At 70.3% G+C, this 26,171-nt stretch carries 25 protein-coding genes, 1 tRNA gene, 1 other RNA gene and 3 pseudogenes; 16 read left to right on the top strand and 14 right to left on the bottom strand.

Translation table 11 applies throughout. The annotated features are described in order from the left end of the window. The 3 genes from ACRRRO_RS10085 to ACRRRO_RS10075 form a co-directional block, all read right to left on the bottom strand. On the bottom strand, window positions 1-459 hold the full coding sequence (locus ACRRRO_RS10085; RefSeq protein WP_424786760.1) for a RidA family protein: 459 nt from the start codon (window positions 457-459) through the stop codon (window positions 1-3). Further along, on the bottom strand, window positions 456-617 hold the full coding sequence (locus ACRRRO_RS10080) for a DUF4177 domain-containing protein (protein ID WP_424786761.1): 162 nt from the start codon (window positions 615-617) through the stop codon (window positions 456-458). The genes ACRRRO_RS10085 and ACRRRO_RS10080 overlap by 4 nt, the downstream gene beginning before the upstream one ends. Before the next feature lie 74 nt (window positions 618-691). Then, the gene (locus tag ACRRRO_RS10075; RefSeq protein WP_424786762.1) at window positions 692-1,042 is read right to left on the bottom strand and encodes a WhiB family transcriptional regulator; all 351 of its coding nucleotides are present in this window, start codon (window positions 1,040-1,042) and stop codon (window positions 692-694) included. Window positions 1,043-1,371: 329 nt separating this feature from the next. Here ACRRRO_RS10075 and ACRRRO_RS10070 point away from each other — a divergent pair, with 329 nt between their 5' ends. The 4 genes from ACRRRO_RS10070 (at window position 1,372) to ACRRRO_RS10055 (ending at window position 5,080) form a co-directional block, all read left to right on the top strand. Further along, window positions 1,372-2,439 (top strand): transglycosylase domain-containing protein, encoded by a 1,068-nt coding sequence (locus tag ACRRRO_RS10070; protein ID WP_434081475.1) that lies wholly within the window; start codon window positions 1,372-1,374, stop codon window positions 2,437-2,439. Beyond that, on the top strand, window positions 2,364-3,914 hold the full coding sequence (locus ACRRRO_RS10065) for a penicillin-binding transpeptidase domain-containing protein (RefSeq protein WP_434081474.1): 1,551 nt from the start codon (window positions 2,364-2,366) through the stop codon (window positions 3,912-3,914). Before ACRRRO_RS10070 ends, ACRRRO_RS10065 begins: the two co-directional genes overlap by 76 nt. Window positions 3,915-3,931: 17 nt before the next feature. Next, a complete protein-coding gene (locus ACRRRO_RS10060; protein ID WP_434081473.1) occupies window positions 3,932-4,999 on the top strand; it encodes a metallophosphoesterase in 1,068 nt (355 codons plus the stop codon). 7 nt (window positions 5,000-5,006) lie between these two features. After that, window positions 5,007-5,080, top strand: a tRNA-Pro gene (locus ACRRRO_RS10055). Between the two features lie 33 nt (window positions 5,081-5,113). Here ACRRRO_RS10055 and ACRRRO_RS10050 read toward each other — a convergent pair. Next, on the bottom strand, window positions 5,114-5,359 hold the full coding sequence (locus ACRRRO_RS10050) for a hypothetical protein (RefSeq protein WP_434081635.1): 246 nt from the start codon (window positions 5,357-5,359) through the stop codon (window positions 5,114-5,116). Here ACRRRO_RS10050 and ACRRRO_RS10045 point away from each other — a divergent pair. Together ACRRRO_RS10045 and ACRRRO_RS10040 are read left to right on the top strand one after the other, a co-directional pair. Further along, window positions 5,241-6,330: pseudogene (locus tag ACRRRO_RS10045) on the top strand (ROK family protein). The gene ACRRRO_RS10050 and the pseudogene ACRRRO_RS10045 sit on opposite strands and share 119 nt — an antisense overlap. Window positions 6,331-6,606: 276 nt before the next feature. After that, window positions 6,607-7,092: an NUDIX hydrolase gene (locus ACRRRO_RS10040; RefSeq protein ID WP_424795230.1), complete on the top strand. Its 486-nt coding sequence runs from the start codon at window positions 6,607-6,609 to the stop codon at window positions 7,090-7,092. 45 nt (window positions 7,093-7,137) lie between these two features. Here ACRRRO_RS10040 and ACRRRO_RS10035 read toward each other — a convergent pair. Then, a pseudogene (locus ACRRRO_RS10035) lies at window positions 7,138-8,194 on the bottom strand (3-deoxy-7-phosphoheptulonate synthase). A 259-nt stretch (window positions 8,195-8,453) separates the two neighbouring features. Continuing rightward, entirely contained in the window at window positions 8,454-9,212 is a 759-nt protein-coding gene (locus ACRRRO_RS10030) for a TetR/AcrR family transcriptional regulator (RefSeq protein WP_424795232.1), read from the bottom strand. A gap of 128 nt (window positions 9,213-9,340) precedes the next feature. Here ACRRRO_RS10030 and ACRRRO_RS10025 point away from each other — a divergent pair, with 128 nt between their 5' ends. From ACRRRO_RS10025 to ACRRRO_RS10005, 5 genes are all read left to right on the top strand, one after another. Next, window positions 9,341-10,024 (top strand): ABC transporter ATP-binding protein, encoded by a 684-nt coding sequence (locus ACRRRO_RS10025; RefSeq protein WP_434081472.1) that lies wholly within the window; start codon window positions 9,341-9,343, stop codon window positions 10,022-10,024. After that, window positions 9,955-10,353 carry a hypothetical protein gene (locus ACRRRO_RS10020; protein ID WP_434081471.1) on the top strand — a complete coding sequence of 133 codons (399 nt, stop codon included), beginning with the start codon at window positions 9,955-9,957 and terminating at the stop codon, window positions 10,351-10,353. The genes ACRRRO_RS10025 and ACRRRO_RS10020 overlap by 70 nt, the downstream gene beginning before the upstream one ends. After that, window positions 10,350-11,144, top strand: a complete 795-nt coding sequence (locus tag ACRRRO_RS10015; RefSeq protein ID WP_424795234.1) for an ABC transporter permease — start codon at window positions 10,350-10,352, stop codon at window positions 11,142-11,144. The genes ACRRRO_RS10020 and ACRRRO_RS10015 overlap by 4 nt, the downstream gene beginning before the upstream one ends. 119 nt (window positions 11,145-11,263) lie before the next feature. After that, the gene (locus ACRRRO_RS10010; RefSeq protein WP_424795235.1) at window positions 11,264-12,037 is read left to right on the top strand and encodes a copper resistance CopC family protein; all 774 of its coding nucleotides are present in this window, start codon (window positions 11,264-11,266) and stop codon (window positions 12,035-12,037) included. Next, window positions 11,958-13,877 carry a prolyl oligopeptidase family serine peptidase gene (locus ACRRRO_RS10005; protein WP_434081470.1) on the top strand — a complete coding sequence of 640 codons (1,920 nt, stop codon included), beginning with the start codon at window positions 11,958-11,960 and terminating at the stop codon, window positions 13,875-13,877. The genes ACRRRO_RS10010 and ACRRRO_RS10005 overlap by 80 nt, the downstream gene beginning before the upstream one ends. A gap of 36 nt (window positions 13,878-13,913) precedes the next feature. On the opposite strand, the gene ACRRRO_RS10000 is transcribed toward ACRRRO_RS10005, so the two are convergent. Both ACRRRO_RS10000 and ACRRRO_RS09995 read right to left on the bottom strand, forming a co-directional pair. Next, complete coding sequence (locus ACRRRO_RS10000) at window positions 13,914-14,948, bottom strand: aspartate-semialdehyde dehydrogenase (RefSeq protein ID WP_424795237.1); 1,035 nt, start codon at window positions 14,946-14,948, stop codon at window positions 13,914-13,916. Next, complete coding sequence (locus tag ACRRRO_RS09995) at window positions 14,948-16,222, bottom strand: aspartate kinase (RefSeq protein ID WP_424786775.1); 1,275 nt, start codon at window positions 16,220-16,222, stop codon at window positions 14,948-14,950. The genes ACRRRO_RS10000 and ACRRRO_RS09995 overlap by 1 nt, the downstream gene beginning before the upstream one ends. Window positions 16,223-16,839: 617 nt before the next feature. On the opposite strand from ACRRRO_RS09995, the gene ectB reads away from it, so the two are divergent. From ectB to ACRRRO_RS09970, 5 genes are all read left to right on the top strand, one after another. After that, complete coding sequence (gene ectB, locus ACRRRO_RS09990) at window positions 16,840-18,651, top strand: diaminobutyrate--2-oxoglutarate transaminase (protein WP_434081469.1); 1,812 nt, start codon at window positions 16,840-16,842, stop codon at window positions 18,649-18,651. Beyond that, window positions 18,648-19,052, top strand: coding sequence for an ectoine synthase (locus ACRRRO_RS09985; protein WP_424786776.1), 405 nt, complete (start codon window positions 18,648-18,650; stop codon window positions 19,050-19,052). The genes ectB and ACRRRO_RS09985 overlap by 4 nt, the downstream gene beginning before the upstream one ends. 134 nt (window positions 19,053-19,186) lie before the next feature. Beyond that, window positions 19,187-19,981, top strand: a complete 795-nt coding sequence (locus ACRRRO_RS09980; RefSeq protein ID WP_434081468.1) for an ABC transporter ATP-binding protein — start codon at window positions 19,187-19,189, stop codon at window positions 19,979-19,981. 41 nt (window positions 19,982-20,022) lie between these two features. Further along, window positions 20,023-20,160, top strand: coding sequence for a hypothetical protein (locus tag ACRRRO_RS09975; protein WP_434081467.1), 138 nt, complete (start codon window positions 20,023-20,025; stop codon window positions 20,158-20,160). Beyond that, on the top strand, window positions 20,157-21,299 hold the full coding sequence (locus ACRRRO_RS09970; RefSeq protein WP_424786778.1) for an ABC transporter permease: 1,143 nt from the start codon (window positions 20,157-20,159) through the stop codon (window positions 21,297-21,299). The genes ACRRRO_RS09975 and ACRRRO_RS09970 overlap by 4 nt, the downstream gene beginning before the upstream one ends. A gap of 99 nt (window positions 21,300-21,398) precedes the next feature. Here ACRRRO_RS09970 and ACRRRO_RS09965 read toward each other — a convergent pair whose 3' ends face one another. The 6 genes and pseudogenes from ACRRRO_RS09965 to ffs all read right to left on the bottom strand — a co-directional run bounded on the left by ACRRRO_RS09965 (window position 21,399) and on the right by ffs (window position 26,161). Beyond that, complete coding sequence (locus tag ACRRRO_RS09965) at window positions 21,399-22,025, bottom strand: DUF5063 domain-containing protein (protein ID WP_424795238.1); 627 nt, start codon at window positions 22,023-22,025, stop codon at window positions 21,399-21,401. 118 nt (window positions 22,026-22,143) lie between these two features. Then, the gene (locus ACRRRO_RS09960; RefSeq protein ID WP_434081466.1) at window positions 22,144-22,377 is read right to left on the bottom strand and encodes a hypothetical protein; all 234 of its coding nucleotides are present in this window, start codon (window positions 22,375-22,377) and stop codon (window positions 22,144-22,146) included. Beyond that, window positions 22,368-22,706, bottom strand: a complete 339-nt coding sequence (locus ACRRRO_RS09955) for a phosphotransferase-like protein (protein ID WP_434081465.1) — start codon at window positions 22,704-22,706, stop codon at window positions 22,368-22,370. Before ACRRRO_RS09955 ends, ACRRRO_RS09960 begins: the two co-directional genes overlap by 10 nt. Continuing rightward, window positions 22,703-23,307, bottom strand: a pseudogene (recR, locus tag ACRRRO_RS09950) (recombination mediator RecR). Before recR ends, ACRRRO_RS09955 begins: the two are co-directional and overlap by 4 nt. Continuing rightward, the gene (locus ACRRRO_RS09945) at window positions 23,307-26,003 is read right to left on the bottom strand and encodes a DNA polymerase III subunit gamma and tau (protein ID WP_434081464.1); all 2,697 of its coding nucleotides are present in this window, start codon (window positions 26,001-26,003) and stop codon (window positions 23,307-23,309) included. The pseudogene recR and the gene ACRRRO_RS09945 overlap by 1 nt, the downstream one beginning before the upstream one ends. A gap of 61 nt (window positions 26,004-26,064) precedes the next feature. Continuing rightward, an RNA gene (gene ffs, locus ACRRRO_RS09940) (signal recognition particle sRNA small type) lies at window positions 26,065-26,161 on the bottom strand. Window positions 26,162-26,171 lie beyond the last annotated feature (10 nt).

Genomic DNA, 26,171 nt, shown 5'->3' with positions numbered 1-26,171 from the left:
TCAGGAGAGGGAGAAGACGAACTCCACCTCGACCGGGGCTCCCAGCGGCAACGCCGCCACACCGACGGCGGAGCGGGCGTGCACACCGGCGTCGCCGAAGATCTCCTGCAACGCCTCCGAGGCACCGTTGATGACGCCGGGCTGGCCGCTGAAGTCCGGGGCTGAGTTGACGAATCCGACCACCTTGACCACGCCACTGAGCTGATCCACGTCACCGGCGATGTGGGCGGCCGCCGCGACCCCGTTCAGGGCGCACAGCCGGGCGAGGTCATAGCCGTACTCGGGGCTGATCTCCCCCCCTACCTTGCCGGCGGCCTGCAGTTCGCCACCGACAACGGGGAGCTGCCCGGAGGTGAACACCAGGTCGCCATGGCGGATCGCCGGAGTGTAGGCGGCCAGCGGCGCGACCACCTCCGGCAGTTCGATGCCCAGTTCAGCCAGGCGCGCCGACACGCTCATTCGCTCTTCTCCCGCTTCAGGTAGGCAACCAGGTTGTTGGTCCCTTCCGGACCGGGCACGACCTGTACGAGTTCCCAGCCGTCGGCACCCCACTGGTCCAGGATCGCCTTGGTGTTGTGGATGATCAACGGAATCGTTGCGTACTCCCAAGTAGCCATGGGCCGATCCTACGGCAGCGCGCGCACCGGGCTCGCTCGGACCCGCCCCGCCCACCGACGAACGGTCAGGCGCACTAACTGCCGGCGGCCCGCGCTACGTTGCGCCGGTTCCGGCCAAGTCCCCAGCGCTGTCCGAGCAGCACGTCGAGGTCGTTGCCATCGAGCCCCTCCAGCAACTCCGACCAAGACCCCACCTCGGGACTGCGGCGCAGCAGTGCGCGGCGTTCCCGCTCGGTCATCCCGCCCCAGACCCCGAACTGGATTCGATTGTCCAGCGCATCCGCCAGACACTCGGTGCGGACCGTGCATGAAAAACAGATCTCTCGTGCCGACCGCTGCGCAGCACCCTGGACGAACAAATCGTCCGGTGCTTCCTTGGCGCAGGCCGCACGGGCCGTCCAACTCTGATCGATGTCCACACTCATCGCAAGAACCTCCACGTTGAGGGGTGAAAGCGGCCCCTATACCGCTTCGCACTTTACCTGTTCTTGAGAACATAAGGTACCGCGGCATGGTTTGCCAAACCCGACCTTCCGCCGCCCTCGCCCGGGTCGGTCATTGACGGGCCGGCAATATGCCTCTCCGGTGCGGTCGTGGCCCCACGGGAAGGTGCCCGGGCGAGCGCACCGAACCACCTCCCGCCATGGAGGAGCGCCGTGAAGGAATCGTGAACCTTATCCGGATGTGTGGCACGCAATGGGCGATCCGGCCCCGCCGACGGCTCACATGCGCGTGCGCATCGTAGGCTAGTGGGATGGCCACGCCTCGATCCCGTAGTTCGCGGGCGGTGAATCCCGCTCAGTTGCTGTCGTTGTTCCTGGCATTCGTGCTGGTGGCAGCAACCGGTGGAGTGCTCACTGCAGGGCTGGTGATGCCGATGGTCGCCGCTGTCGGGGCCACCGCCAACGCCTCCACCGAACTCTTCGACGAACTCCCCGAGGACCTGGGCAGCGAACGGGTCTCCGAGCAGTCCCGGATGTACTCCGCGGACGGCACGCTCCTGACCACCTACTACGCCCAGAACCGCATCGTGGTGCCGCTGGAGGAGATCTCCCCGCACATGGCGGACGCGGTGATCGCCATCGAGGACCACCGCTTCTATGAGCACGGGGGCGTGGACCCCGAGGGTCTGATGCGCGCGGCCGTGACGAACCTGACCAGCAACACCGTCCAGGGTGGCTCCACCCTGACCCAGCAGTACGTCAAGAACGTGCTGATCGAAGCCGGGCAGATCGCCAATGATGCCGAGGCCGTCGAAGCCGCCCGGGCGGCCACCCTGGGACGCAAGTTGCGGGAGGCCAAACTCGCCATCGCCCTGGAGCGGGTGCGCACGAAGGACGAGATCCTCGAGGGCTACCTCAATATCGCCCAGTTCGGCCCGTCCCAGTACGGGGTGGAGGTCGCCGCCCGGTACTTCTTCAACAAGGGCGCTGCGGACCTGAACATCGTCGAGTCCGCGCTGCTGGCCGGCGTCACCCAGTCCCCCGCCCGGTGGAACCCGCAGGCCCACCCGGAGAACGCCCAGGTGCGCCGGGACCGTGTGCTCAGCCGCATGTTCGAGGAAGACTTCATCACCCAGGACGAGTACGACGAGGCCGTCGCCACCAACGTGGAGGACATGCTCGACATCACCCCCCCCCCACCGGGTGTGGCGCCGCGGAGCATGCGGCCTACTTCTGCGACTTCGTCACCCGCATCATCACCAATGATCCCGCGTTCGGGGATACCGAAACCGAACGGCGCCAGTTGCTCCTGCGCGGCGGCCTGGAGATCCACACCACGATCGACCTGGGCATGCAGGAGCAGGCGCACCAGACCGTGATGGATGCCATTCCCGCCGATGATCCCTCCGGGGTGTCGACGGCGATCTCCACCGTGGAGCCCGGGACCGGTGAGATCAAGGCGATGGCCCAGAACACCGACTACGGCAGGCCGGAAGAGGATGCCACCCGCAACACCGAGGTGAACTTCAACGTCGATCGCGCCTACGGCGGGGGTGACGGGTTCCAGACCGGTTCGACCTTCAAGGTGTATGTACTAGCTGAGTGGCTGCGTCAAGGCAACTCCCTGGCCGACCGGGTGGATGGCTCCCAGGGCCAGCACTTCCCGCGTAGTTCCTGGAACTTCAGTTGCGCGCCGGATGTGGCGGCCGATTACGACCCCCGCAACATCGAGGGCATCGGCACCGGAATGATGAGCGTGCAGGAGGCCACCACCCGGTCGGTGAACACCGCGTTCGTCGACATGGCCAACCAGATGGACGTGTGCGGCGTCGATGAGATCGATCGCCGCTCCACCGGCCTGCATGTGGGCAACGGTACCGCCCCGGATGGGCGGCCCTTGGAGTTGACGCCTTCGATGGTGCTCGGTGCGAACTACATCGCACCCCTGACCATGGCCTCCTCCTTCGCGACCTTCGCCTCCGGCGGAACCTACTGCCAGCCGATCGCGATCACCAGCATCACCGACGCAGACGGCGAGGAGTTGCCTGTGCCCGAGGCCGGCTGCGAACAACGCCTGGACGCCGACGTGGTCAACGGCTTGAACCACTCCCTGCAGCAGGTGGTCGGTCAGTCCCAGGGCACCGCTTCCGGCGCGGCGCTGCCCGGACGGGCCGCGGCCGGCAAGACCGGGACCTCCAACGACAACACCGCCGCCTGGTTCGTCGGTTACGTGCCGCAACTGGCCACCGCGGTGTGGGTGGGCCACTCCGAGGGTGGCGTACCGATGATCGGGACCACCATCAACGGCCGCTACTACCCCCGGGTGTACTCCAGCGTGCTACCGGTACCGATCTGGCAGCGGTACATGGCACAGGCCGTGGACGGACTGCCCGCGGAGAGTTTCCCCGAGGCGACCGAGCGTCAGATCTACGGTGACCGGGTGCCGGTGCCCAACGTGGTCGGCTGGGGTATCGATGGCGCCACAACGTACCTGGAGTCCGAGGGCTTCGAGGTGAATGTGGGCGATCCGGTGGACAACAGTTGGGCCGACGACGGCGACGTCGGCGCGACCGAGCCTGTGTCGGGGTCCCGGGTACAACCCGGGTCGACGATCACTCTGCGACCGAGCCAGAGTGCCTCGAACGAGGACGACGACGGCGACTCCGGCGATGAGGACTCCGGTGACGGTGACACCGACGCCCGCTCCCGCGGTGGCGGAAACGCCGACGCGTCCGCCCGGGGCCATGGCGGCGCGGACCGTGGTCACAACCGGGGCCCGTCCTGGCGCGACGACGGCGAGGACTCCCGCCCGGGTGAACGCGGCAACCGCGGTGGCGGCAGGGGTGGAGGCTGAGCACCACCGGGGCTGCGATGGCGCCGGTGCGAACTGCCCGCCCGGGCCGGCGCCTGGGCACCGCCGCCGCGGCACTGATGAGCGCCGGTGCCGGCGTGCTGGCATGGTCGCTTCTCGAGGCGCACTGGTACGCGCTGCGCCGGGTGGAGGTACCGGTGCTGCCTGCCGGCGCGGACCCGGTGCGGCTGCTGCACATCTCCGACCTGCATCTGCTCCCCGAGCACCGGCGCCGGATCGCGTGGGTGCGCGCGCTCGCGGATCTACGCCCTGACCTGGTCATCAACACCGGGGACAACATGGCCCACGCCCGCGCGCTGCCGGTGGTGCTGGAGGCCCTCGAACCGCTCCTGGGCACCCCCGGCGCCTTCGTGATGGGCTCCAACGACTACTACGCCCCGGTGCCGAAGAACCCGCTGCGTTACCTGCGGCCCCGTCGCTCGGGCACGCCCCCCTCTGCCCCGCGCCTGCCTGGGGAGGAACTCGGCGCCGCGCTGCGGGCACACGGCTGGTCGGATCTGACCAACAGGCGCGACCGGCTCAGGCTCGGGGACCTGGATGTGGCCCTGGTCGGTGTGGACGACCCACACCTGCACCGAGACGAACTGCCGCCACCGGACCACCCGCCGTCGTCCGCTTCCACCCGGGCCGAGCACCCGCCGTCGGCCGCCTCCCGCGAGCACGACCGCGCGGTGCTGCGCTTGGGCGTCACCCACGCCCCCTACGCCCGGGTGCTGGGAGCGATGCGTGCCGACGGGGCGGACATTGTCCTGGCCGGACACACCCATGGCGGGCAGGTGTGCGTGCCCGGGTACGGGGCGCTGGTGACCAATTGCGACCTGCCGCCGGCCATGGCCAAGGGTCTGCACCGCTGGCCGGGCGCCAAGCCGGGCCAGGACGCCCGTTCCATCTGGCTGCACGTCAGCGCCGGTCTGGGCACCTCCCCCTACACGCCGGTGCGGCTGGCGTGCCGTCCTGAGGCCACCCTGCTGACCCCTTGTCCCGCGAGGCTGATCACCGTCCCCGGCGGAGTGATCAGTCCCACCCAGACACAATTTCACCTCGGGTGCTCACCTCGGCTATCCTGACCGGGCTCGGGGTGTGGCGCAGCTTGGTAGCGCGCCTCGTTCGGGACGAGGAGGTCGTGGGTTCAAATCCCGCCACCCCGACGATGGAGGGCCCTGATCTGCACCATGTGCAGGTCAGGGCCCTCGTGCTTCGTGATTCACTGAGACCATGAGCCAACCGGTGCGACTGGCCACCCGGACCACGGGTGCGGGTGAGTTGTTCCAGTTGTTCCGCAACGGGTCCGCCCGCACCCGCGCGGAGTTGGTCAGCATCACCGGCCAGTCCCGCTCCACCATCGCCGCCAGGATCGACTCCCTCCTCGCCGCGGGCCTGATCGCCCCCGCCGGTGAGGCCAGTTCGACCGGCGGCCGTCCGCCCACCACCTTCGCCTTCCAGCCGGATGTCCGCGTGGTCCTTGCGGTGGACCTCGGCGCCACCCACGCCCGCCTCGCCCTGACCGACCTCGCCGCCAACGTGCTCGCCCAGACCTACGCCACCCGACCGATCGCCGACGGACCCGAGCCGGTCCTGGCCCACGTGATGACGGCCGGGCGGGACCTGGCCGCCGCCGCCGGTCGCACCCTGACCGACCTGGCGGCGGTCGGGGTGGGCCTACCCGGCCCGGTGGAGCACTCCACCGGACGCCCGATCAACCCGCCGATCATGCCGGGCTGGGACGACAGCGACGTCCCGGGGATCCTGGCCGCCGGACTGGGCACCACGGTGCTGGTGGACAACGACGTGAACATCATGGCCCTGGGTGAGCACCGCACCTGGTGGCCCGACGTTGCGGACATGCTCTTCGTCAAGCTCGGCACCGGGATCGGGGCGGGCATCATCTCCGAGGGAGTGCTGCACCGCGGGGCCCAGGGCTCGGCCGGGGACATCGGGCACGTGGCGGTGCCCAGCGGCGCGCAGGTGCCGTGCCGGTGCGGGGAACCTCGGCTGCCTGGAGGCGATCGCCGGGGGTGCTGCCATCGCCGAGACACTGGCGCGGGAGGGCATGGCTGCCCGCAGCAGTTCCGACGTGGTCGCCCTGGTGCGCTCCGGCGACCCCGCCGCCGCCCGGGCGGTGTATCAGGCGGGTCGGGAGATCGGCTCCGTACTGGCCGCCGCGGTGAGCCTGCTGAACCCCTCGATCGTGGTGATCGGGGGGAACCTCGCCGAGGCCGGCGAGCAGCTGGTCGCCGGGATCCGCGAGGTGGTCTACCGGCGCTCACTGCCGCTGGCCACCCAGGACCTGCAGATCGTGCTCTCCAAGGGGCGGGAGAACGCCGGCGTGCTCGGAGCCAGCGCGATGGCGATCGACCACGTCCTCTCCCCCGCCGAGATCGACGCCCTCATCGCCTGAGCCGCCCACGGCTGTGGGCTGGTTCATCACCCTGCAACGCCTTCGCGTCGGCCCGGCCACCGGGAGCCGAGGGCCGGGCCGGGAGCCGAGGGCCGAGAGCCGAGAGCCGAGAGCCGAGAGCCGAGGGCGAGCGTGACAGCCGAGGGCGAGTGCCAGCAGGCTCGCCCTCGACGGCCAGGCTCGCCATCGGGACACTTGACCGCCAGGCTCCGCCATCGGGGCCCTTGGCGGCGATCCTGCGCCGCAGCCGCCGGCCATCATGGCAGGCTCACCAGCATGCCCATCCCGGAGTTCATCCGCACCCTGCGCACCCGGATCGGTCACGACCTGCTGTGGCTGCCCGGACTCAGCGCGGTCGTCCTGCGCGAGGACGGGTCGATCCTGCTCGGCAAACGCTCCGACAACGGGTTGTGGGCGGTCATCTCCGGCATCCCCGAGCCCGGGGAGGAACCAGTGCCGGCCCTCGAACGGGAGATCACCGAGGAGACCGGCGTGGTCGCCCGGGTGCGTGCCCTGGCCTCGATCCGCGCTACCCCGGTGATCACCCACGGCAACGGCGACATCGCCCAGTACCTGAACCTGAACTTCGTGGCCGACTACATCTCCGGCACCGCCCGCGTGGGCGACGACGAGTCCGAGGCCGTGGGCTGGTTCCGACCCCAGGACCTGCCCGAGCCGCTGGCCGAGTCCACCATCGAGCGGCTCGCCGACGCCCGCGCGTTCCTCGACCACCCCGACGGCGGACCGCTGCTGGCCCGCTGAGGCCCGCGCGGACCCGGGCGGTGAGGGGGCCGGCCGGCGAGGCCGTCAGCCGGCGACCAGTGCCTCACCCGGCGCCGTCGCGGGCGCACCCGCCCGGCGGGCCCGGACGGCCGCGGCCAACTGCTCCAGCACCTGCTCGGTGGTCTCCCAGGACATGCACGCATCGGTGACGGACTGTCCGTACACCAACCCGGCCGGCGCCGGCTGCTGGCGCCCCGCCACCAGGAAGCTCTCCAGCATCACCCCGGCGATGCCGTCCTGGCCCGTGGCCACCTGTGCGGCGATCTCCCCGGCCACCTGGGCCTGGCGCACGTGGTCCTTGCCGAGTTGCCGTGCGAGGCGTCCACCACCAGCCGCCGACGGCGCCCACCCCGCTCCAGCAGGTCCAGGGCATCGGTCAGGGCCGGCGGGGCGTAGTTGGGGCCGCGGCGCCCACCCCGCAGGATCACGTGCGCGTCGGCGTTGCCGATGGTGCGCACCACGGCGCTGCGCCCGCCGGCGTCCACGCCCAGGAAGGTCTGCTCGGCACCCGCGGCCACGGCGCCGTCGATGGCCACCTGCACGTCGCCGTCGGAGGAGTTCTTGAAGCCGATCGGCATCGACAGCCCCGAGGCGAGTTGGCGGTGCAACTGGGACTCCACGGTGCGGGCCCCGATCGCGCCGTAACTGACCGTATCGGCGATGTACTGCGGTGAGGTGGTCTCCAGGAACTCACACGCCACGCCCACACCGGTGGCCAGCACGTCCAGCAGCACCTGTCGGGCCAGCCGCAACCCGCGCGGGATGTCGTAACTGCCGTCCATCCCGGGATCGTTGATCAGCCCTTCCACCCCGTGGTGGTCCGGGGCTTTTCGAAGTACACCCGCATCACCACGTGCAGGTCCTCATCGAACTCCTCGGTCAGCACCGCCAACCGCCGCGCGTAGTCCAGTGCGGCGGCGGGGTCGTGCACCGAGCAGGGACCGACGACGACGAGCAAGCGGTCATCGGAACCGTCCAGGATGCGCTGGGCTGCTCTGCGCGAGCGGGCGACCAGGTCGGCGCCCGCGGCGGGCAGCGGCAACTCGGTGAGCACCTGCGCCGGTGTGGGCAGTGCCTGCATACTGCGCACCCGCAGGTCGTTGGTGCGTTCAGCAGTGAGCATGGGGGTCCTCTCGGTTCGGGCGGACCGCCCTGACCGGAGCGACCGCCTCATGAATGGCGAAAGGCGCGGACCCTGGGGGTCCACGCCTTGTGTCGGCTCCGGTTGCGCGTCAGTTCGTCAACGCGCCGGCCGGGGCCGACACGCTAAACCAATACTGGGTCGCACAACGCATGTGCCCAGCCTACACCCGTACCGATGGGGCGGTGCGGGCCGGGGCCTACTCGGAGGCGGCGGCGTCCAAGCGCTCGATGCCGGCGATCATCCAGTCCAGGCCCATGGAGTACTCCACGTCGACGTCCTGCGACTCCCCCGAGTCGGGTCTGGCGACGTACTCCCCTGCCCGGGTCATCGGGCCCAGGGTGGGCAGGCGCTCATCGGTGATGACTTCGCTGAGCAGGGCCAGGCCCTCGGCATCCAGGGTGAGATCTTCTGCCGAGGTCAGTTCCTGCTCCAGCCGGACGAACCCAGCCACCATCAGGCTGAGGTTCAGCACCACGGCGATCTTCTGCTCCATCGTGATCCGCACCGTCGACAGCACCGCGAGCGCCCGGTCGGCGACCTCCATCGAGTTGGGCATCAGCAACGCGATCGCGTTACGCGGGATCTCCAGCAGCCAGGGCCGGGCCCGGTAGATGTCGCGCAGGTGTGCGGCCCACTGCCGCAGGCCCTCCTGCCAGCCCTCCGGGGGCGGCCAGGTGCCGGACTTGGGCAGTTGCACGGCGGCATCCTGCATGAGCGTCAGCAGTTCGTCCTTGCTGGAGACGTACCGGTACAGCGACATCGTGGTGAACCCCAGCGACTGCGCCACCCGCTGCATCGTCACCGCAGCCAGTCCGTCGGTATCGGCGATCTCGATCGCCGCGCTCACAATCCGCTCATGGCTCAGCGCGCGACTCGGCCCGCGCTGGGGCGCCTCGAGCATCCCCCAGGCGATGGCCACCACTCGCGGGATGCCGTGCTCGGTCGTGTCCTTCATGCCACCTCACTGCGCTGGGTCCGATCGCCCAATGGTGGCACGTGCCGGCGGTGCCCGTGAGCCCGGCTCCGAAACTGACTGTGTACGACATCCACTGCGTATGTCATACTCTGTCTATGTCACACGCAATGCAGACGCAAGTAACGTCATCCGCACCGGCCATCGATGTCACCGGACTGCGCAAGGCCTACGGCACCCACACCGTCCTGGACGGTCTGGACCTGCGGGTCGATGAGCGCATCCACGCCCTGCTCGGCCCCAACGGTGCCGGCAAGACCACGTTGATCAACATCCTGTCCACCCTCGTCCCACCCGACGCCGGCGACGTCCGCATCCTGGGCCGGGTCCTGCCCCGGGACCGGCGGACGGTGCAGCGCATGATCAGCCTGACCGGTCAGTTCGCCGCCGTGGACGAACTCCTCTCCGGCACCGAGAACATGGTGATGATGGGCAGGCTCATGGGCCTGCCCCGCGCAGACGCACGCGCCCGCGGAGCCGATCTGCTGCGCCAGTTCGACCTGACCGAGGCGGCGAGTAAGCCGGTGAGCACCTACTCCGGAGGGATGCGGCGTCGTCTCGACCTGGCCATCAGCATGATCTGCGCCCCGGCGGTGCTGTTCCTGGACGAACCCACCACCGGCCTGGACACGCGCAGCCGGCAGGGTCTGTGGGATCAGATCCGCGCCCTCGCCGAGGCGGGACCACCGTGTTCCTCACCACGCAGTACCTGGAGGAGGCCGACGTGCTCGCCGAGCGGATCTCGGTGCTCGACCGGGGCACGATCGTGGCCCAGGGAACCCCGGAGGAACTGAAGTCCGGAGTGGGAGGCACCGTTCTGCAACTGCGCGACGACGAGGGGCACCTGACCAGCGAGTTCCCCACCGACGGCTCGGCCGGCCACGTCGCCCACGTCCTGGCCGATCTGGCCAGGAACCAGCCCGAGGCCAGGGTGTCCCTACGCCGCCCCACGATGGACGAGGCGTTCCTGCACCTGACCGGCACCCGGCCGGCACCCGCACCGGGTGTCGATACGGACCCGGCCGACCCCGACGCCTCCGACCCGACGCCAGTCGATCCGGTCCCGGCAGGCCCCCACGCGGCGGGCGATACCCCCACCCGACTCCAAGGAGCACAGCGATGACCACGTTTCCCCTGACCACCGGCTCCGGCGTCCTGCGCGCCTCCAGCATCTTCGTGGGGCGCAGCATGCGCCACAGCATGCGGGACGTGGAGTCCCTGCTGATGGCGGTGATCCTGCCGGTGATGATGCTGCTGCTGTTCACCTTCGTCTTCGGCGGTGCGATGGACGTCGGCGCAGGAGCACGCACCGATTACCTCACCTACGTGGTGCCCGGCATCATCCTGACCTGCGCGGGGTTCGGCGCCGCCGGAACCGGGGTCTCGGTGAGCCAGGACATGACCACCGGCACCATGAACCGGCTGCGTACCATGCCGATCCCCAGCGCCACCGTGCTGGCCGGCCACACCCTGGCCTCACTGGCACGGAACCTCGTCAGCACCGCGCTCGTGGTCGTCGTCGCGGTGGCGGTGGGCTTCCGCCCCGGAGCGGGCATCCTCGGCTGGGTCGTCGCCACCGGCAGCGTGGCGCTCTGGATCCTGGCTATCACCGCGCTGTTCGCCATGCTCGGCCTGATTGCCGAATCCCCCCAGGCGGCGAGCGGGTACGGGTTCATCCTGCTGTTCCTGCCCTACGCCTCCAGCGCCTTCGCGCCGATCGAGACGATGCCGGCCTGGATGCAGCCCTTCGCCACCCACCAACCGGTGACCCCGGTCATCGAGACCATCCGCACGGCGCTGGCCGGCGGCTCGGTGGGCTCTGAGGCGCTCGTGGCCCTGGCCTGGAGCGTGGGCATCATCGCGGTGGCGGTCGCACTGACCGCCTGGTTCTTCCCGCGCCGAGTCGCGCGCTGAGGCGCCCCCGCCACGCCCCCGCAGCGCCCCGGCAGCGCCCCGGCAGCGCCCCGGCGGCGGGGCCTGCCCACCGCGCGGGACCGGGGCAGGGCCGCCCGGGCCGAACTAGGCTGGGCGGCATGAGTAGTGCCTTCCTCCTCGCGCCCGCCCATCCACCGCACCCTGTCTCTGCACACGGGTGGGTGCGCCTGGTCCGCGGCCTCGGCATCGCGGTCGTCGGAGCCCTCGTCCTGGCCGCCGCCCTGGTCTGGTCGAGCCCGGCCCACGCCCATGCCGAACTGATCGGGTCAGACCCTGCCGACGGCGCCGAACTGAACGAGGCGCCCGATGAGATCGTGCTGACCTTCAACGAGCCCCTCGAGCAGATCGGAGCCGAGGTGCTCATCACCGACGCCGACGGAAGCGAGGTCCAGGACGGTGACCCCCGGATCAGCGGCCCGACGCTGACCCACGACCTCACCGAGGACCGGCCGGCCGGGGAGTACACCGCGCAGTGGCGGGTGGTCTCCGCCGATGGGCACCCGGTCTCCGGGGCGTTCACCTTCACCGCTGCCGAGGCCACCGGCCCCGAAGCCGGGAGCGAGCCCGATGCCGGCGACGCGGCGCAGGATGCCACCGAGGACGACGAGGCCCGAACCAGCGAGGGCGCGGGTGACACCGACACCGGGGATGAGGCTGCCGGCGCCGATGCTGCCGGCGCGGATGCCCAGAACCCCGCAGACGAGGTCGCCGAGACCGAAGCCCAGCCGCTGCTCCCCTGGGGGTTGATCTTCGCCCTGGCTGGTATCGGCATGGTGCTGGCCCTGGTGGTGCGTGCGCGCCGCCAGCTCCGGGACCGCGAGGAAGCCGGACCCCGGGCGATCGATCCGGAGGATTCCGATCCGCACACCTGATCCCGCCGGCCTGTACCCGCCCCCGCGCTGGGAGCAGCGCTTCCGGGCCGGGCGCGTCTTCCTGCCCGAGTGGGCCTCCCTGGCCCCGGAGCGGGCGGTACTGATCGCCAGTTCCGGGGGCGCATTGCAGGTGCACTCCTTCGAGTCCGACACCGGGCGGCTGGTCCGGGCCACCGACCGTCCCGGCGGCACCACCCGCGCCACGATCGACCCCACCGGGCAGTGGATCTGGTGGTTCGACGACACCGACGGCAACGAGTTCGGCACATGGCGGCGCCAACCCTTCGGCTCCACCCCGCCGCGCTACTCCTTCGGCTCCACCCTGCATCGCCACGAGAGCGCCCTCGACCTCGCTCCGGCCTACGACGACGCCGGGCTCGTGCTGGGCGCCGACGGCACCGCGATCGTGGGACGCTCCGATCCGCGTTACGGCACCCAGATCCACCAGGTGCTGGTGGGCGCAGCCGGTTACGGGGCCACGGCGCCGGTGCCGCTGTACGCCCACCCCCAGGACGCCCGGGTGGCCGCACTGAGCCGGGACGGGAACCTGGTGGCGATCAGCCACTCCGAACGAGGGGACGCCCTGCACCCGGCGATCAGGGTGGTGCGCGGGGACACCGGCACCGTGGTGGCGGATCTCGACGACGGTGCCGGACTGGGCCTGTGGGCGCAATCGTTCGCGCCGGTCGCCGGGGACAACCGGCTCCTGGTCCGCCACGAACGCACCGGTAGCCCGGCGTTGCTCATCTGGGATGTGGCCAACTCGCTGCAGCGACCGGTGGACCTGAGCCTGCCGGGCGACGTGGCGGGCGCCTCGTGGGCCCCCGACGGCCGGTCGCTCCTGGTGAGTGTGGACCACCGTGCCCGCACCCTGCTGTTCCGCTACCGGCTCTCCGACGGCCGCACCCACGCCGTCGGGCCCAGGTCGGGCACGGTCACCGCGGCCACGCCGCGCCCGGACGAGGATGCCTGGGCACACTGGTCCTCAGCGGCCGAGCCCCCCTCGGTCACGGCGACCAGCACCGGCGCCGAACTCCTCCACGTGGGCACCCGGGCGCCGTCGTCGGTCCCGGTGACCGACGTCTGGGCGGAGGGGCCGGGCGGGGCCGTGCACGCGCTGCTGCGCCGCCCGCCCGGGGTCAGCGAACCCCACCCGGTGGTCGTGCGCCTGCACGGGGGCCCGCACGCTCACGACACCGACGCCTTCGACGCGGAGGCCGCGGCGTGGGTCGATCACGGCCTGGCCGTGCTCAACGTGAACTTCCGCGGCTCCACCGGATACGGCAACACCTGGCGCGAGGGGCTGGGCGCCGACGCCGGGTTCGCTGAGCTCGCCGACGTGGCTGCCGTGCACCAGACACTGATCGATGACGGCGTGCTGGACCCGGGAAGGTCGGTACTGTCCGGCAAGGGCTGGGGCGGGTACCTGACCCTGCTGGGTCTGGGCACCCAGCCCGAGCGATGGGCGGCCGCCGTCGCCGTGGCGCCGGTGGCCGACACCGTCGAGGCTTACCGCAGCGAGTCCGCGGCGCGCCAGGCGTGGGACCGGTCCATGTTCGGCGGGACGCCGGAGCAAGTGCCGCAGGCCTACCGCAAGGCCTCCCCGATCACGTACGTGGACCAGGTGCGCGCGCCGGTGCTGATCGTGGCCTCCCGCAACGACACCCGCGGGCCGATCGGCCAGATCGAGGGATACGTCCAGGCGCTGCGCACCGCGGGCGGTCACGTCTCGACCAGCGTGGACAACCTGGGGCACGGCACCCATGTGGACACCGACCGGATCGCGCAGATGCGCGCTCAATTGGTGTTCGTGCACGAACACGTGGCGCCCACCGGCTAGCCTCTGCAGGCCCAGCGCGGCGGCGGGTCCCGGGGCTCAGCGCTGGGCGAGCAACTCGGCGATCTGGATGGTGTTCAGGGCCGCGCCCTTGCGCAGGTTGTCACCCGCCACGAACAGCGCGAGCCCGCGACCGTCCGGAACGCCCGGGTCGGTGCGGATGCGCCCGACGAGGCTGTCATCGATCCCAGCCGCATCCAGCGGGGTGGGTACCTCCTGCAGCCGTACGCCCGGGGCGCCGGAGAGCACCTGACGGGCCCGCTCCGGGCTGATCGGGCGCTCGAACTCGGCGTTGATGGACAACGAGTGCCCGGTGAATACCGGCACCCGCACGCAGGTTCCGGACACCAGCAGATCCGGAAGGCCCAGGATCTTGCGGGACTCGTTGCGCAGTTTCTGGTCCTCATCGGTCTCACCGGAGCCGTCATCGACCAGGGAACCGGCCAGGGGCAGCACGTTGAACGCGATCGGCGCGGTGTAGGTGGCCGGCTCCGGCAGGTTCAACGCGTGCCCGTCATGGGTCAGGGCGGCCAGATCCTGCTCCGCCGCGGCCCGCGCCTGGGTCTGCAGTTCGTCCACGCCCGCGAGCCCGGATCCGGAGACCGCCTGGTAGGTCGAGACGATCAGCCGTTGCAGCCCTGCCTCGGAGTGCAGCACCTTGAGCACCGGCATCGCGGCCATGGTGGTGCAGTTGGGGTTGGCCACGATGCCCTTGGGGATGTGGCGCAGGGCCTCGGGGTTGACCTCGGAGACCACCAGGGGGACGTCGGGGTCGGACCGGAAGGCCGAGGAGTTGTCCACCACGACCGCGCCGGCCTCGGCGAACCGGGGAGCCAGGGTCCTGGAGGTACCCGAACCGGCCGAGAACAGCGCGATGTCCACGCCCTCGACGTCGGCTGTGGTGCTGTCCTCCACCACGATCTGCTCATCGCCCCACGGCAGGGTGGTGCCGGCCGAACGCGGAGAGGCCAGGAAGCGGACCCGATCAGCCGGGAAGTTGCGCTCCGCCAGCAGGGTGCGCATGACTTCACCGACCTGCCCGGTGGCTCCCACGATTGCCAGGTTGACACCCATCAGCGTCCCGTCCCTCCGTAGACCACGGCCTCGACCTCATCGGCGTCCAGGTCGAACGCCTCGTGCACAGCGCGGACCGCCTTGTCCAGGTCCCGCCGCCGGGTCACCACCGAGATCCGGATCTCCGAGGTGGAGATCATCTCGATGTTGATGCCGGCATCGCGGATGGCACCGAACAACTTCGCGGCCACCCCGGGGTGGGATCGCATCCCGGCGCCGACGAGTGAGAGTTTGCCCACGCCGTTGTCGAAGACCACGTCGTGGTAGCCGATCTCGTCCCGGCAGGCGCGCAACGCGTTCGCGGCGGATTCGGCGTGCTCGGTGGTGAGGGTGAAGGAGATGTCGGTGACGCCGCTGCCCTTGGTGGTGGGGACGTTCTGCACGATCATGTCCAGGTTGATGCCGGCCGCGGCGACCACCTCGAACACTCGGGCGGCCGAACCGGGGATGTCGGGTACGTCGATGACGGTCACCTTCGCCTGGGACCTGTCGTGTGCGACGCCGGAGATCAGGGGGTCTTCCATGCTTCCTTCTTCGGGTTCTTCATCGGTGACCAGGGTGCCGGAGTTCTCCGAGAACGAACTGCGGACGTGCAGGGTGACGCCGTAGCGGCGAGCGTACTCGACGGCTCGCAGGTGCAGGATCTTGGCGCCGTGGGCTGCCATCTCCAGTGTTTCCTCGGTGGAGATGCGTTCGATCCGCCGGGCCGTGGGCACGATCCGGGGATCGGCAGTGAACATGCCGTCGACGTCGGTGTAGATCTCGCACACCTCGGCCTGCAGCGCGGCTGCCAGTGCCACCGCGGTGGTGTCCGAACCGCCCCGGCCCAGCGTGGTGACGTCGTTGGTGGTCTGGGTGACGCCCTGGAACCCGGCCACGATCGCGACCGAGCCGCCGTCGACGCTGGCCTGGATCCGTTTCGGGGTGACCTCGGCGATCCGGGCGTTGCCGTGCGCGGTGTCGGTGATGACCCCGGCCTGTTGTCCGGTGAAGGCCTGGGCATTGACGCCCAGTTCGGAGATCGCCATCGCCAGCAGCGCCATCGAGATGCGTTCCCCGGCGGTCAGCAGGATGTCCATCTCCCGGGCCGGGGGGTTGGGACTGATCTGCCTGGCCAGGTCCAGCAGTTCATCGGTCGTGTCACCCATCGCGGAGACGACGACGACCACCTCGTGACCAGCACGTTTGGTGTCGACGACCCGTTTGGCGACACGGGCGATACTGGCGGCGTCGGACACCGACGATCCGCCGAACTTCTGGACGATGAGGGTCACAGGAACTCCGCTGGGGATCAATGTTTGGTGAACAGCGCTACTGGTGATGCGTACCGGGTGCGTATCAACTGAAGGGCATCGCGAGCGTGTGCTGCTCGGAACCGGCCGGCGGGGATGGACGCACGCGCCACGTACCCGTCCGGGCCCCCGGCCGGGACAACCCGCCCTCGACCGACGTGCCCGACCATGCTCGCATCACAAGCGCACCAGATACCCAATCACACTTTCAGTCCGGAGCTACCACTTGATAATACTCCCGCCGTACACTCGCCGGTTCCGCCGGCACACACCGGCATCCGGGCGGGAAGCGCGACGAAGCCGCGGATTCTCAGTCCTTCCGGCGCAGGTTCAGTTGCGCCGCACCACCGAGGTCCCGGGTCGGAGACCTTGTGACGTGTCTAACGATCTCACCGGGGGACCCTGGGGCCGACGTGATTCGTCTCACTATTCGGACGAGATTTCGATTGATTGACCCGCCATTGATCCACCCCGAGCTTCGGTTGCGCTATCAACGATTACCCCGAATCCGCTCGGCGGCGATCCGCCCAACCTGGGCCCGGATCAGCCCCGGGCACCGGTTTAGATCCGGGCGCAACCTCGCTACGGTGAATGGCGGTATGACTACTTCCACAACGACCTCGCCCACTACTGCCCAGATTACTTTTCGAAACCCAGCCGTTGAGGACGGCGCCACCATGTGGCGCCTGGCGCGCGATTCCGGATCCCTCGATCTGAACACCTCCTACGCCTACCTGTTGTTCGCCAGGGACTTCGCGCAGACCTGTCGCATCGTCGAGGTTGACGGTGAACCTGCCGGCTTCGTACTCGGGTACCGCCGTCAGTCCGAGCCCGGGACCCTGTTCGTATGGCAGATCGCCGTTGCCGCCGAGCACCGCGGTCGCCAACTGGGTCTGCGTCTGCTTGACGACGTGGCGACCGAGGCCACCTACGTCGAGGCGACCATCACTGCGGACAACACCGCCTCACAGCGGTTGTTCACCAGTTTCGCCCGCTCCCGCGGCTCCGAGCTGAACCGCCGCGAGATGTTCACCACCGAAGACTTCCCCGACGGCCACGAGGCCGAGGGGTTGGTGCGCATCGGCCCGATGCGCACGAACGCCAATGAAACGGAGACCCGTCCTATGAGCACTGTCGAACTGGAATCCCAGGTTCGCAGTTACTCCCGGTCCTGGCCCACCTCGTTCGATCGCGCCTCCGGCGCGACGATCCACGACGTCGACGGCCGGGCCTATCTTGACTTCTTCGCCGGCGCCGGGGCCCTGAACTACGGCCACAACCACCCGCACCTGAAGGAAACGCTGCTGGACTACTTCACCAGCGACCGGGTGGTGCACTCCCTGGACATGTTCACCCCGGCACGGGACGACTTCCTGGCCACCTTCCACAACGAGATCCTCAAGCCCCGCGATCTCGACTACAAGATGGTGTTCCCCGGACCGGGCGGTTCCAACGCCGTCGAGGCCGCACTGAAGTTGGCGCGCAAGGTCACCGGCCGGGAGTCGGTGGTGAACTTCACCAACGCCTTCCACGGCATGACGCTCGGGGCACTGTCGGTGACCGGAAACGCGATGAAGCGTGGCGGAGCGGGCCTGCCCCTGGTACATGCCACCCCGATGCCCTACGACGACTACTTCAACGGGGACGTCCCGGACTTCATCTACCTCGAGAAGTTGCTCGGCGATGGTGGCGGGGGCCTGAACGAGCCCGCCGCGGTGATCGTGGAGACCGTCCAGGGTGAGGGTGGGCTCAACACGGCCCGCGCCGAGTGGCTGCGCAACTTGTCCGAGTTGTGCAAGAAGCACGGCGTGCTGCTCATCGTCGATGACATCCAGATGGGGGTGGGACGCACCGGCTCGTTCTTCAGCTTCGAAGAGGCCGGCATCGTCCCGGACATCGTCACACTGTCCAAGTCCCTCTCCGGGTACGGCCTGCCGATGGCCGTCACCCTGATCCGTCCGGACCTGGACATCTGGTCACCGGGTGAGCACAACGGCACCTTCCGTGGCATCGGCCCGGCCTTCGCTACCGCTGCTGAGTCCATTCGTCACTTCTGGCGGGATGAGTCGTTGAAGCAGCAGACCGTCGCCCGCGGCCTGCAGGTCGAGTCCCGGTTCAACCGCATCGTGGCTCAGTACGAGGAGCACCAGTTGGTGGCCAAGGGCCGCGGCATGGCCCGGGGACTGCAGTTCGCCAACGGTGAGCTCGCCGACCAGGTCACCACGACAGCATTCGAGCGTGGCCTGCTCGCCGAGACCTCCGGCCCGGAGGGTGAGGTGCTGAAGTTGCTGCCGCCGCTGACCATGACCAAGGATGAGTTCGAGCGCGGCATGACCATCCTCGAGGAGTCCATCGACGACGTCCTCGCCGCCAACCCGGCCGACAAGATTGAGGAGCTCGCCACATCATGATCGTCCGCCACCTGGATGACATCTCCGACACCGACGCCGACATCACGACCGAGAACTGGCGCTCGCGCCGGATCGTGCTGGCCAAGGACCACGTCGGGTTCTCCCTCCACGAGACCGTCCTGAAGCCCGGAACGGTGAACGAGTTCTGGTACGCCAACCACATCGAGGCGGTCTTCATCACCGAGGGCGAGGGCGCCATCACCGACGTCGCCACCGGCGAGGTGCATGAACTGCGGCCCGGGTCGATGTACCTGCTCGACCAGCACGACAAGCACGTCCTGCGCCCGCGCACCCAGATGCGCACCGTGTGCGTGTTCAATCCGCCGGTGACCGGCCGGGAAGTGCACGACGAGAACGGCGTCTACCCGCTGATCAAGGAAGACCCGCTGCAGCCGGCCTGAGCGCTCTGCACATCCAGTGGCACGATCCCCGCGAGGCGGGGGTTGTGCCACTGTCGTTCCTGCGCACGAAACCTTCACTCATCCGGCGCCACCGGCTACTGCGAAGCGGGGCCGCACGGGCCTAGATTGTGCTCATGGCAACAACCGCCGATGCCGTGCCGCCCGTCACGCCGTCGGCGACCCCACCGGCGATCTGGGCCCGGGGCCTGTCCCGGGCCTTCGGTGACGTGCGAGCCGTGGACGGCGTGGACCTGGATGTGCGGCGGGGCAGCGTCACCGCGCTGATCGGCCCGAACGGGTCGGGCAAGACCACGTTGCTGCTCATGCTCGCCGGGCTGCTCGCCCCGGACACCGGTGAGGTGCTGGTGGCCGGCGCGGACCCGACGCGCTCGGCGCAGGCCCGGTCACGGATCGGGTGGATGCCCGATGCCTTCGGCACCTGGGAATCCCTGAGCGCCACCGAGATCCTCACCACGATGGGTGCTGCCTACCGGCTCAACCCTGCCCTGAGCCGCCGTCGTGCCGCCGAGTTGCTGGCGACCGTGCACCTGAGTGAGTTCGCCGATGCGCCTGCCCAGGTGCTCTCCAGGGGGCAGAAACAGCGCCTGGGGATGGCCCGGGCGCTGGTGAACCGGCCGCAGGTGCTGTTGCTGGACGAACCGGCCTCGGGTCTGGACCCGCGCTCACGGATCGACATGCGGACGCTGCTGCGCTCCCTGGCGCAGGCGGGCACCACCGTGCTGATCTCCTCCCACGTGTTGGCCGAACTGGACGAGATGGTCGACGACGCGGTGTTCCTGGCGCGCGGTGCCACGGTCTCCTCGGCCGGGTTGCTCGCCGCTACCAACGCACGACGGCGCGCTGGCGGCTGCACAGTCTGGATGCGACCGCACTCACCGTCTGGGCCGACCGTGCCCAGGTCAGGCTGATCCCGGACACCGACGCACCTGCAGGGGCCGCCACCGTCCTGGTGGAACTGCCCGATGAACGGGCTGCGGCACGGTTGCTCGCCGACGCGGTGGGCGCAGGAGTGCCGATCAGCACGCTGACGCCGGTGGGCGGGTTGCTGGAGCAGGCCTACCTCACGTTGGACGCGGACCGGCGATGACCACCGGGATCCCCACCTCCCAGCACCCGGGCGGCGCCGACCCGGGTGGCCCGGAGCACCCGTTCGGTCCCGCCCCGGTCGAACCTGCCGAGCAGCGGGCGCGCGCGGTGAGCTGGCAGGGTGTCCGCACCGTCCTGGTGCTGGAGTTGCGCCAGCGAGTGCGCTCGACCCGGTGGAAGGTGGCCCTGGTGGCCTTCTTCGTCCTGGTGGGGGTGGTCTCCATCCTGTTGCACCAGGCCCTGACCACCGTGGGCGGGGCGCCCGGGAGCCGTTTCGTCTACGAGTTGATCCTGATGTTCGTGCTCGGCCTGGGGCTGCTGGTCACGCCGACCTTGTCCTCCACCGCCATCAACGGGGACCGTCAGGCCGGCACGTTGGCGATCATGCAGATCACCAAACTGAGCCCGGTCGATCTGGCGCTGGGGAAGCTACTGGCCGGGTGGTTCGCCGCGCTGTCCTTCCTGGCGGTCTCGATGCCGTTCCTGATCTGGTCCTGGGTCCTGTCCCGCACCGGTATCGGACGCCTGGCCCTGGCCCTGGTGGTGCTGGCGTTGCTGCTGGTGGTGGTGTGCGCGGTCAGTCTGGGGTTCTCCGCACTGACGAACCGTCCGGCCGGGTCCACGGTGTTGTCCTATCTGACGGTGGGCACCCTGAGCATCCTCTGTCTGGTGCTGTTCGGGCTGACGTTCCCGTTGATCACCCAGGAGCGGGAGGTGCAGGTGTACACCGTGCCCTTCGCCCAGGCCGAGGATGCCCGGTGCCGCTGGGAGACCCACCTGCAATCAGTCTCCGACACCGACCGCACCTGGTGGCTGCTGGCGGTGAACCCGTTCGTGATCCTCGCTGACTCAGCCGCGCCGTCGATCGACCCCGCCGACAGGCACTCCTCCGAGGGGCCCCTGGGTGCGATCCGGGGCGCGGTGCAACTGGCCCGCGAGGGGCCGAGCGCGCAGGTGGATCAGTGCTGGAGCGGCAACTACGGTCCGGACGCACCCGAACCACCGGCGCTGTCCCAGACGCCCCACTGGCCCTGGGGGCTGGGTCTGCACCTGCTGCTGGGGGCCGGTGGCCTGACCCTCGCCATCCGCCGGCTCGCGGTGCCCTACCGGACCCTGTCCCGGGGAGCGCGAGTCGCCTGACCGCACGGTCCCATGGCGTGGCCGACGACGGCGCACGCGGGCTTCGCGCGACGGGTTCGGTGCCGGCGCGGGTCGCAGCGTGGGCGGGCAGGCGCCGGGTCAGTCACCCGATGCGGGGGTGCCCCGGGACGGCCGGCCGTCCGCGGGCACCTCGCCGGGCGTGGCGTGCAGGGCGTGGAACTCGGCGTCGGCGGCAACCTCGTCGTCAACGTCCAGGCGCAGGTGCGCGATCAGGCTGATCAGGACCCGGGTGGCGCTGGTGGCTCGTTCACCCCAGACCGAGAGGTAGGAGAACTGCCACCACCACAGCGCCTCGTCGGGGTGTCCGGCACGGTGGTGCTGCAGCCCGGTGGACAGCGCGGTGGCGATGTCGGCCAGGTCGTCGCTGAGCCGGGCGGTACCGGTGTCGGCGCTGATGAGCGGGTCGATCACCTCGGAGTAGGCATCCAACCCGTCGAGCACGTTCGCCAGGGAGACCCGCAGCGGCTCACTGTCGACCTCGGGGCCGTCGTCGGGCTCGAACCGGTGGGCCGGGACGACGTCGGTGATGGCGCCCAGCCGCGCGCCGGCGGTGACCAGATCCGAGACCGCGAGCAGCAGCAGCGGGATCGCCACGTCCGGGCTGGACCCGGAGGCCACCTCCTTGGTGGTGCTGAGGAACTGCTCGGCGACCGCTGCGGTCGCCGTACCCAGCACGCGCAGGTCCGCATCGAGGCTCGCTTCCATCGGTTACCCACCTCCGGTCTCGTTGGTGTGCCCCCACCGTAGGCAATCGACGTGGGTTGCGGCTATCTTCCCGGCTGCGGCACGCCGATCGGCCCGGCTTCCCGCGGGGCCGGCACGTTCAGTACCGCGAACCGGCCATCCCGTCGGCGAGGATCGCCTCAACGCTCTGCGAGGGGTCGAGGGCGCTGGTGTCCAGCCACAGCCCGCGCCGCGGGCCCTGCTCCAGGAACTCCTGCAGCGTGCGCACCCCCTCTGCTGGCGACCCGCTGCCGTGGTCCCAGTCCCGGTAGGAGTCCCCGCCCCTCCCCCGCTCGCGCGCCAGCACAACCTCCGGGCCGGGGTTCAGCACCACCAGGTGTCGTTCAGCGGAGGCGATCCGCTCCATCCAGGCGTCACATCCTCCCCGAGGACCACGTCGGCGATGACGACGTGGAATCCGGACGCGGCATAGTGGTTGGCGACCAGGGCCGAAGCCTCGTACCGCAGCCGTAGTTGGCGCACGGCCTCCGGGTCGGGGTCGGGGCCCATCCGGGCGTGCCCGGCTCGAACCGCGGAGTAGAAGACATCACCATCCAGCGCCATCGACGGCGGGCCGAGGTGGTCGGCCAGCAACGGCGCGAGGGTGGACTTGCCGGCGGCCTGGACCCCGGTGATCAGGACCACCTTGGGGCGGCGGCTCATGCGTCGACGGCCCGGCGGCCCTCGAACGCCCGGCCCAGGGTGACCTCGTCGGCGTACTCCAGGTCCCCGCCCACCGGCAGGCCGGAGGCGAGCCGGGAGATGGTCAGGCCCATCGGTCGCAGCATCCGCACCAGGTAGGTCGCGGTGGCCTCCCCCTCCACGTTGGGGTCGGTGGCGATGATGATCTCGGTGATCTCATCATCGCCCAGCGGGTCAGCAGTTCGCGGATGCGCAGATCGTCCGGACCCACCCCGTCGATCGGGTTGATGGCCCCACCGAGCACGTGGTAGCGCCCGCGGAACTCCCGGGTCCGTTCGATCGCCACGACGTCCTTGGCCTCCTCGACCACACACAGCAACGCGCCGTCGCGACGTGGGTCACGGCAGATGCGGCACTGCTCCTCCTCGGCCACGTTGCCGCACACCTCACAGAACCGGACCCGCGCCTTGACCTCGGTCAGGGCGGTGGCCAGGCGCTGGACGTCCTCGGGATCGGCGCCGAGAACGTAGAAGGCGATCCGCTGGGCGCTCTTGGGCCCCACCCCGGGCAGTCGGCCCAGTTCATCGATCAGGTCCTGGACGGCGCCGTCATAGGCCACCATCACCGCACCTGCCCGGGATCGTCGATCTCCTCATCGATCACGGTTCCGCCCAACAGACGCGCCACCAACGGCGCGCCCACCACCTCGGTGGTCTCCAGGGCCGGATCGTCATCGGAGTGCTCATCGGCTTCGTCCCCGAGGCGCTGCACGGGTGCGGGCGCATCTGGGTTGCGCGGTGGCTCGGCTACCAGGGCGGCTTCCTGCGCCTGGGTGGCGATCGCCCGGTAGCCGGAGGTGCCGTGGTCCGGTGCGTCCGGGGCCGAGGAGGGGTGCGAGTGGTCGGGTGTGGCATCGGAACCAGGTGAGGCCGGCGCGACCGGACCGGCCGTCTCATCCGGGATCGCGCCCGCGCGGGGCGGCACGTCATGGTCCGGCGCACCCGTAGTGCCGGATTCGCTGCCGGAGCCGGTGGGGTCGCTCGCCGCTGCGGACCAGTTCTGCGGTGGCCTCCGTACCGGGACATCGGCCCAGCCATCGCCGTCGATTCCCGGCGTGGCATCGCTCGCCGGAGCCTCGCGCGGACCCTTGACCTCAGCGGAGGTCGTGCCCGCCGACCGGGCCGCGCCCGTGGCACTCGGTCCGGTCCGGCCGGCACCGTGCGGCGGCCGGTCCGATGAGTGGCCGTCACCGGCTTCCGGGCCCGCAGGCTCCGCACCGCCACTGACCGCACCGAGACTGCGAGGCGCGGGCTGCTCGGCTCGCGCCGCCTGTTCCGGCTGCGCGGGTCGCTCCGGCTGCGGGGCCTGCCCCGGTCCCGCGGTCTGCCCCGGTCCCGCGGTCTGGGCCGCTGGCCCGGCTGCCGACTGACGACCCGATGCCGGCCGGGAGGTCTGCTCGTGCGGGGCACTCGGGGCGGACGCGGTGGGATCGGCGGCCGGGGTCCCGGGACCGGATTGCGTCGGCGCCGGCCGGTGCGCAGCGGCGCCACCACCGCCCGCGGAACCGTCGTTCAGGACCGGCTCGATCCGAACCTCCACCCCCAGGGTCTCCCGTAGCGCCTGCGCCACCATGTCGCCGTGCGGGCCGGACCGGAACGCGGTGGCCAGGCCCGAGGTGGAAAAGCCCAGCGACAACGTGGTCGGGGATAGATCCATCACCTGGGCATCCTGGGAGACCAGCGCCCACGAGGTCCGCTTGAGCCGGGCCAGGGTGTCCAGCACCTCGGGCCAACGACGACGAACCTGATCCGTCGTCATCGCGCCTCCGGCCTGCTCGCCTGCCTGGGTTTTCTCGTCTGGCGGGGTCTGCGCGGCTGCGGGTGCTGCCGGTTCCTCTGGCGCCGCCGGTGCCTCCCGACTCGTTCCCGGCCGGTGAGGTCCCACGTCCGGCGCCGGTCCGGAGTCCGGTTCGGGTGCGGGCTCGGCCGGCCGGCCGGCCGGTTCGGGCTGGGCCGCCCGGGCCGCCTCCTGGGCTCGTACCGGAGCCGCAGCGGGCCGCTCGGTCGTTCCTCCGTTCGCGGGCACTTCCCGGGCCTGCGGCTGGGGGGCCGGCTCCGTCGTCGGGCGGGCAGTTGTCGGGCTGCTCGGCGCCGGCGCACCTGCGATCGCTGCTTCCAACCGGTCCAATCGTGCGGCGAAGCCGTCCACGCCGTCATCGGCAGCGGGAAGCAGCAGGCGTGCGCACAGCAACTCCAGCTGCAGGCGCGGGGACGTGGCGCCGGTCATCTCGGTCAGGCCATCGTTGACCAGGTCCGCGGCGCGGGACAGGGCTCCGGCGCCCATGTGCTGGGCCTGGGAGCGCATGCGCTCGAGTTGGTCGGCAGGGACGCTGCGCAGCACCGAGGCCGCCTCCTCGCCGGCGGCGCGGACCACGATCAGGTCCCGCAGCCGCTCGAGCAGGTCCTCCACGAACCGTCGAGGGGCGTGCCCGGACTCGATCACCCGGTCCACCACCCGGAACACGCTCAGCCCGTCACGCGCGGCCAGGGCCTCCACGGCATCGTCCAGGAGGGCGGCGTGGGTGAACCCGAGCAGCGCCACCGCCCGCTCATAGGTGAGTTCGGCATCCTTGGCCCCGGCGATGAGCTGGTCCAGCACCGACAGGGAGTCGCGCACCGACCCACCGCCGGCCCGCACCACAAGCGGGAGCACGCCGCCGGCCACGCTGATCCCTTCGGCTTGGGCCAGGGACTGCAGGTAGTCGGTGAGTTTCTCCGGGGCCACCAGACGGAACGGGTAGTGGTGGGTGCGGGAACGAATGGTGCCGATCACCTTGTCCGGTTCGGTGGTGGCGAACACGAACTTGATGTGCGGCGGGGGTTCCTCGACGAGTTTGAGCAGGGCGTTGAATCCCTGCGTGGTGACCATGTGCGCCTCATCGAGGATGAAGATCTTGTACCGGTCCCGGGCGGGGGCGAACGCGGCCCGCTCGCGCAGTTCCCGCGCGTCGTCCACGCCGTTGTGGCTGGCGGCGTCGATCTCCACCACGTCCAGGCTTCCCGACCCGCCCCGGGCCAGTTCCACGCAACTGTCGCACTGCCCGCAGGGCTGGGCGGTGGGGCCCTGGGCGCAGTTGAGGCAACGTGCCAGGATCCGCGCCGACGTCGTCTTCCCGCAGCCTCGCGGACCGGAGAAGAGGTAGGCGTGGGTGACCCGGTCCGCGGCCAGCGCGGCCATCAACGGCTCGGTGACGTGCTCCTGCCCGATCACGTCGGTGAACGTCTCGGGCCGGTAGCGGCGGTACAGGGCGGTACTCACGCGCCTCACTCTAGGTGAGTGGGCTGACATCGGGCGAGCTCGCTGTGGATGTATCCGGGCAGCGAAGGACCCCCCGCGCACCCGCCAGAGCTCACCTGCCCTTGCTGCCTTCCGGCCCTGGGGGAGTTCAGCAAGATGACGCCACGCGAGGGGTCGCCTCCAGTGTAA

Source organism: Sanguibacter sp. Z1732, assembly GCF_051020515.1.
Lineage (GTDB): Bacteria > Actinomycetota > Actinomycetes > Actinomycetales > Beutenbergiaceae > CALKWS01.
This window is presented reverse-complemented; position numbering and strand designations above follow the sequence as displayed.

Bases quoted from the DNA above. Each gene is read 5' to 3' on its own strand.
- ACRRRO_RS10085 (WP_424786760.1), bottom strand. From the start codon at position 459: ATGAGCGTGTCGGCGCGCCTGGCTGAACTGGGCATCGAACTGCCGGAG.
- ACRRRO_RS10080 (WP_424786761.1), bottom strand. From the start codon at position 617: ATGGCTACTTGGGAGTACGCAACGATTCCGTTGATCATCCACAACACC.
- ACRRRO_RS10075 (WP_424786762.1), bottom strand. From the start codon at position 1,042: ATGAGTGTGGACATCGATCAGAGTTGGACGGCCCGTGCGGCCTGCGCC.
- ACRRRO_RS10070 (WP_434081475.1), top strand. From the start codon at position 1,372: ATGGCCACGCCTCGATCCCGTAGTTCGCGGGCGGTGAATCCCGCTCAG.
- ACRRRO_RS10060 (WP_434081473.1), top strand. From the start codon at position 3,932: ATGGCGCCGGTGCGAACTGCCCGCCCGGGCCGGCGCCTGGGCACCGCC.
- ACRRRO_RS10040 (WP_424795230.1), top strand. From the start codon at position 6,607: ATGCCCATCCCGGAGTTCATCCGCACCCTGCGCACCCGGATCGGTCAC.
- ACRRRO_RS10030 (WP_424795232.1), bottom strand. From the start codon at position 9,212: ATGAAGGACACGACCGAGCACGGCATCCCGCGAGTGGTGGCCATCGCC.
- ACRRRO_RS10025 (WP_434081472.1), top strand. From the start codon at position 9,341: ATGCAGACGCAAGTAACGTCATCCGCACCGGCCATCGATGTCACCGGA.
- ACRRRO_RS10015 (WP_424795234.1), top strand. From the start codon at position 10,350: ATGACCACGTTTCCCCTGACCACCGGCTCCGGCGTCCTGCGCGCCTCC.
- ACRRRO_RS10010 (WP_424795235.1), top strand. From the start codon at position 11,264: ATGAGTAGTGCCTTCCTCCTCGCGCCCGCCCATCCACCGCACCCTGTC.
- ACRRRO_RS10000 (WP_424795237.1), bottom strand. From the start codon at position 14,948: ATGGGTGTCAACCTGGCAATCGTGGGAGCCACCGGGCAGGTCGGTGAA.
- ectB (WP_434081469.1), top strand. From the start codon at position 16,840: ATGACTACTTCCACAACGACCTCGCCCACTACTGCCCAGATTACTTTT.
- ACRRRO_RS09985 (WP_424786776.1), top strand. From the start codon at position 18,648: ATGATCGTCCGCCACCTGGATGACATCTCCGACACCGACGCCGACATC.
- ACRRRO_RS09980 (WP_434081468.1), top strand. From the start codon at position 19,187: ATGGCAACAACCGCCGATGCCGTGCCGCCCGTCACGCCGTCGGCGACC.
- ACRRRO_RS09970 (WP_424786778.1), top strand. From the start codon at position 20,157: ATGACCACCGGGATCCCCACCTCCCAGCACCCGGGCGGCGCCGACCCG.
- ACRRRO_RS09965 (WP_424795238.1), bottom strand. From the start codon at position 22,025: ATGGAAGCGAGCCTCGATGCGGACCTGCGCGTGCTGGGTACGGCGACC.
- ACRRRO_RS09955 (WP_434081465.1), bottom strand. From the start codon at position 22,706: ATGAGCCGCCGCCCCAAGGTGGTCCTGATCACCGGGGTCCAGGCCGCC.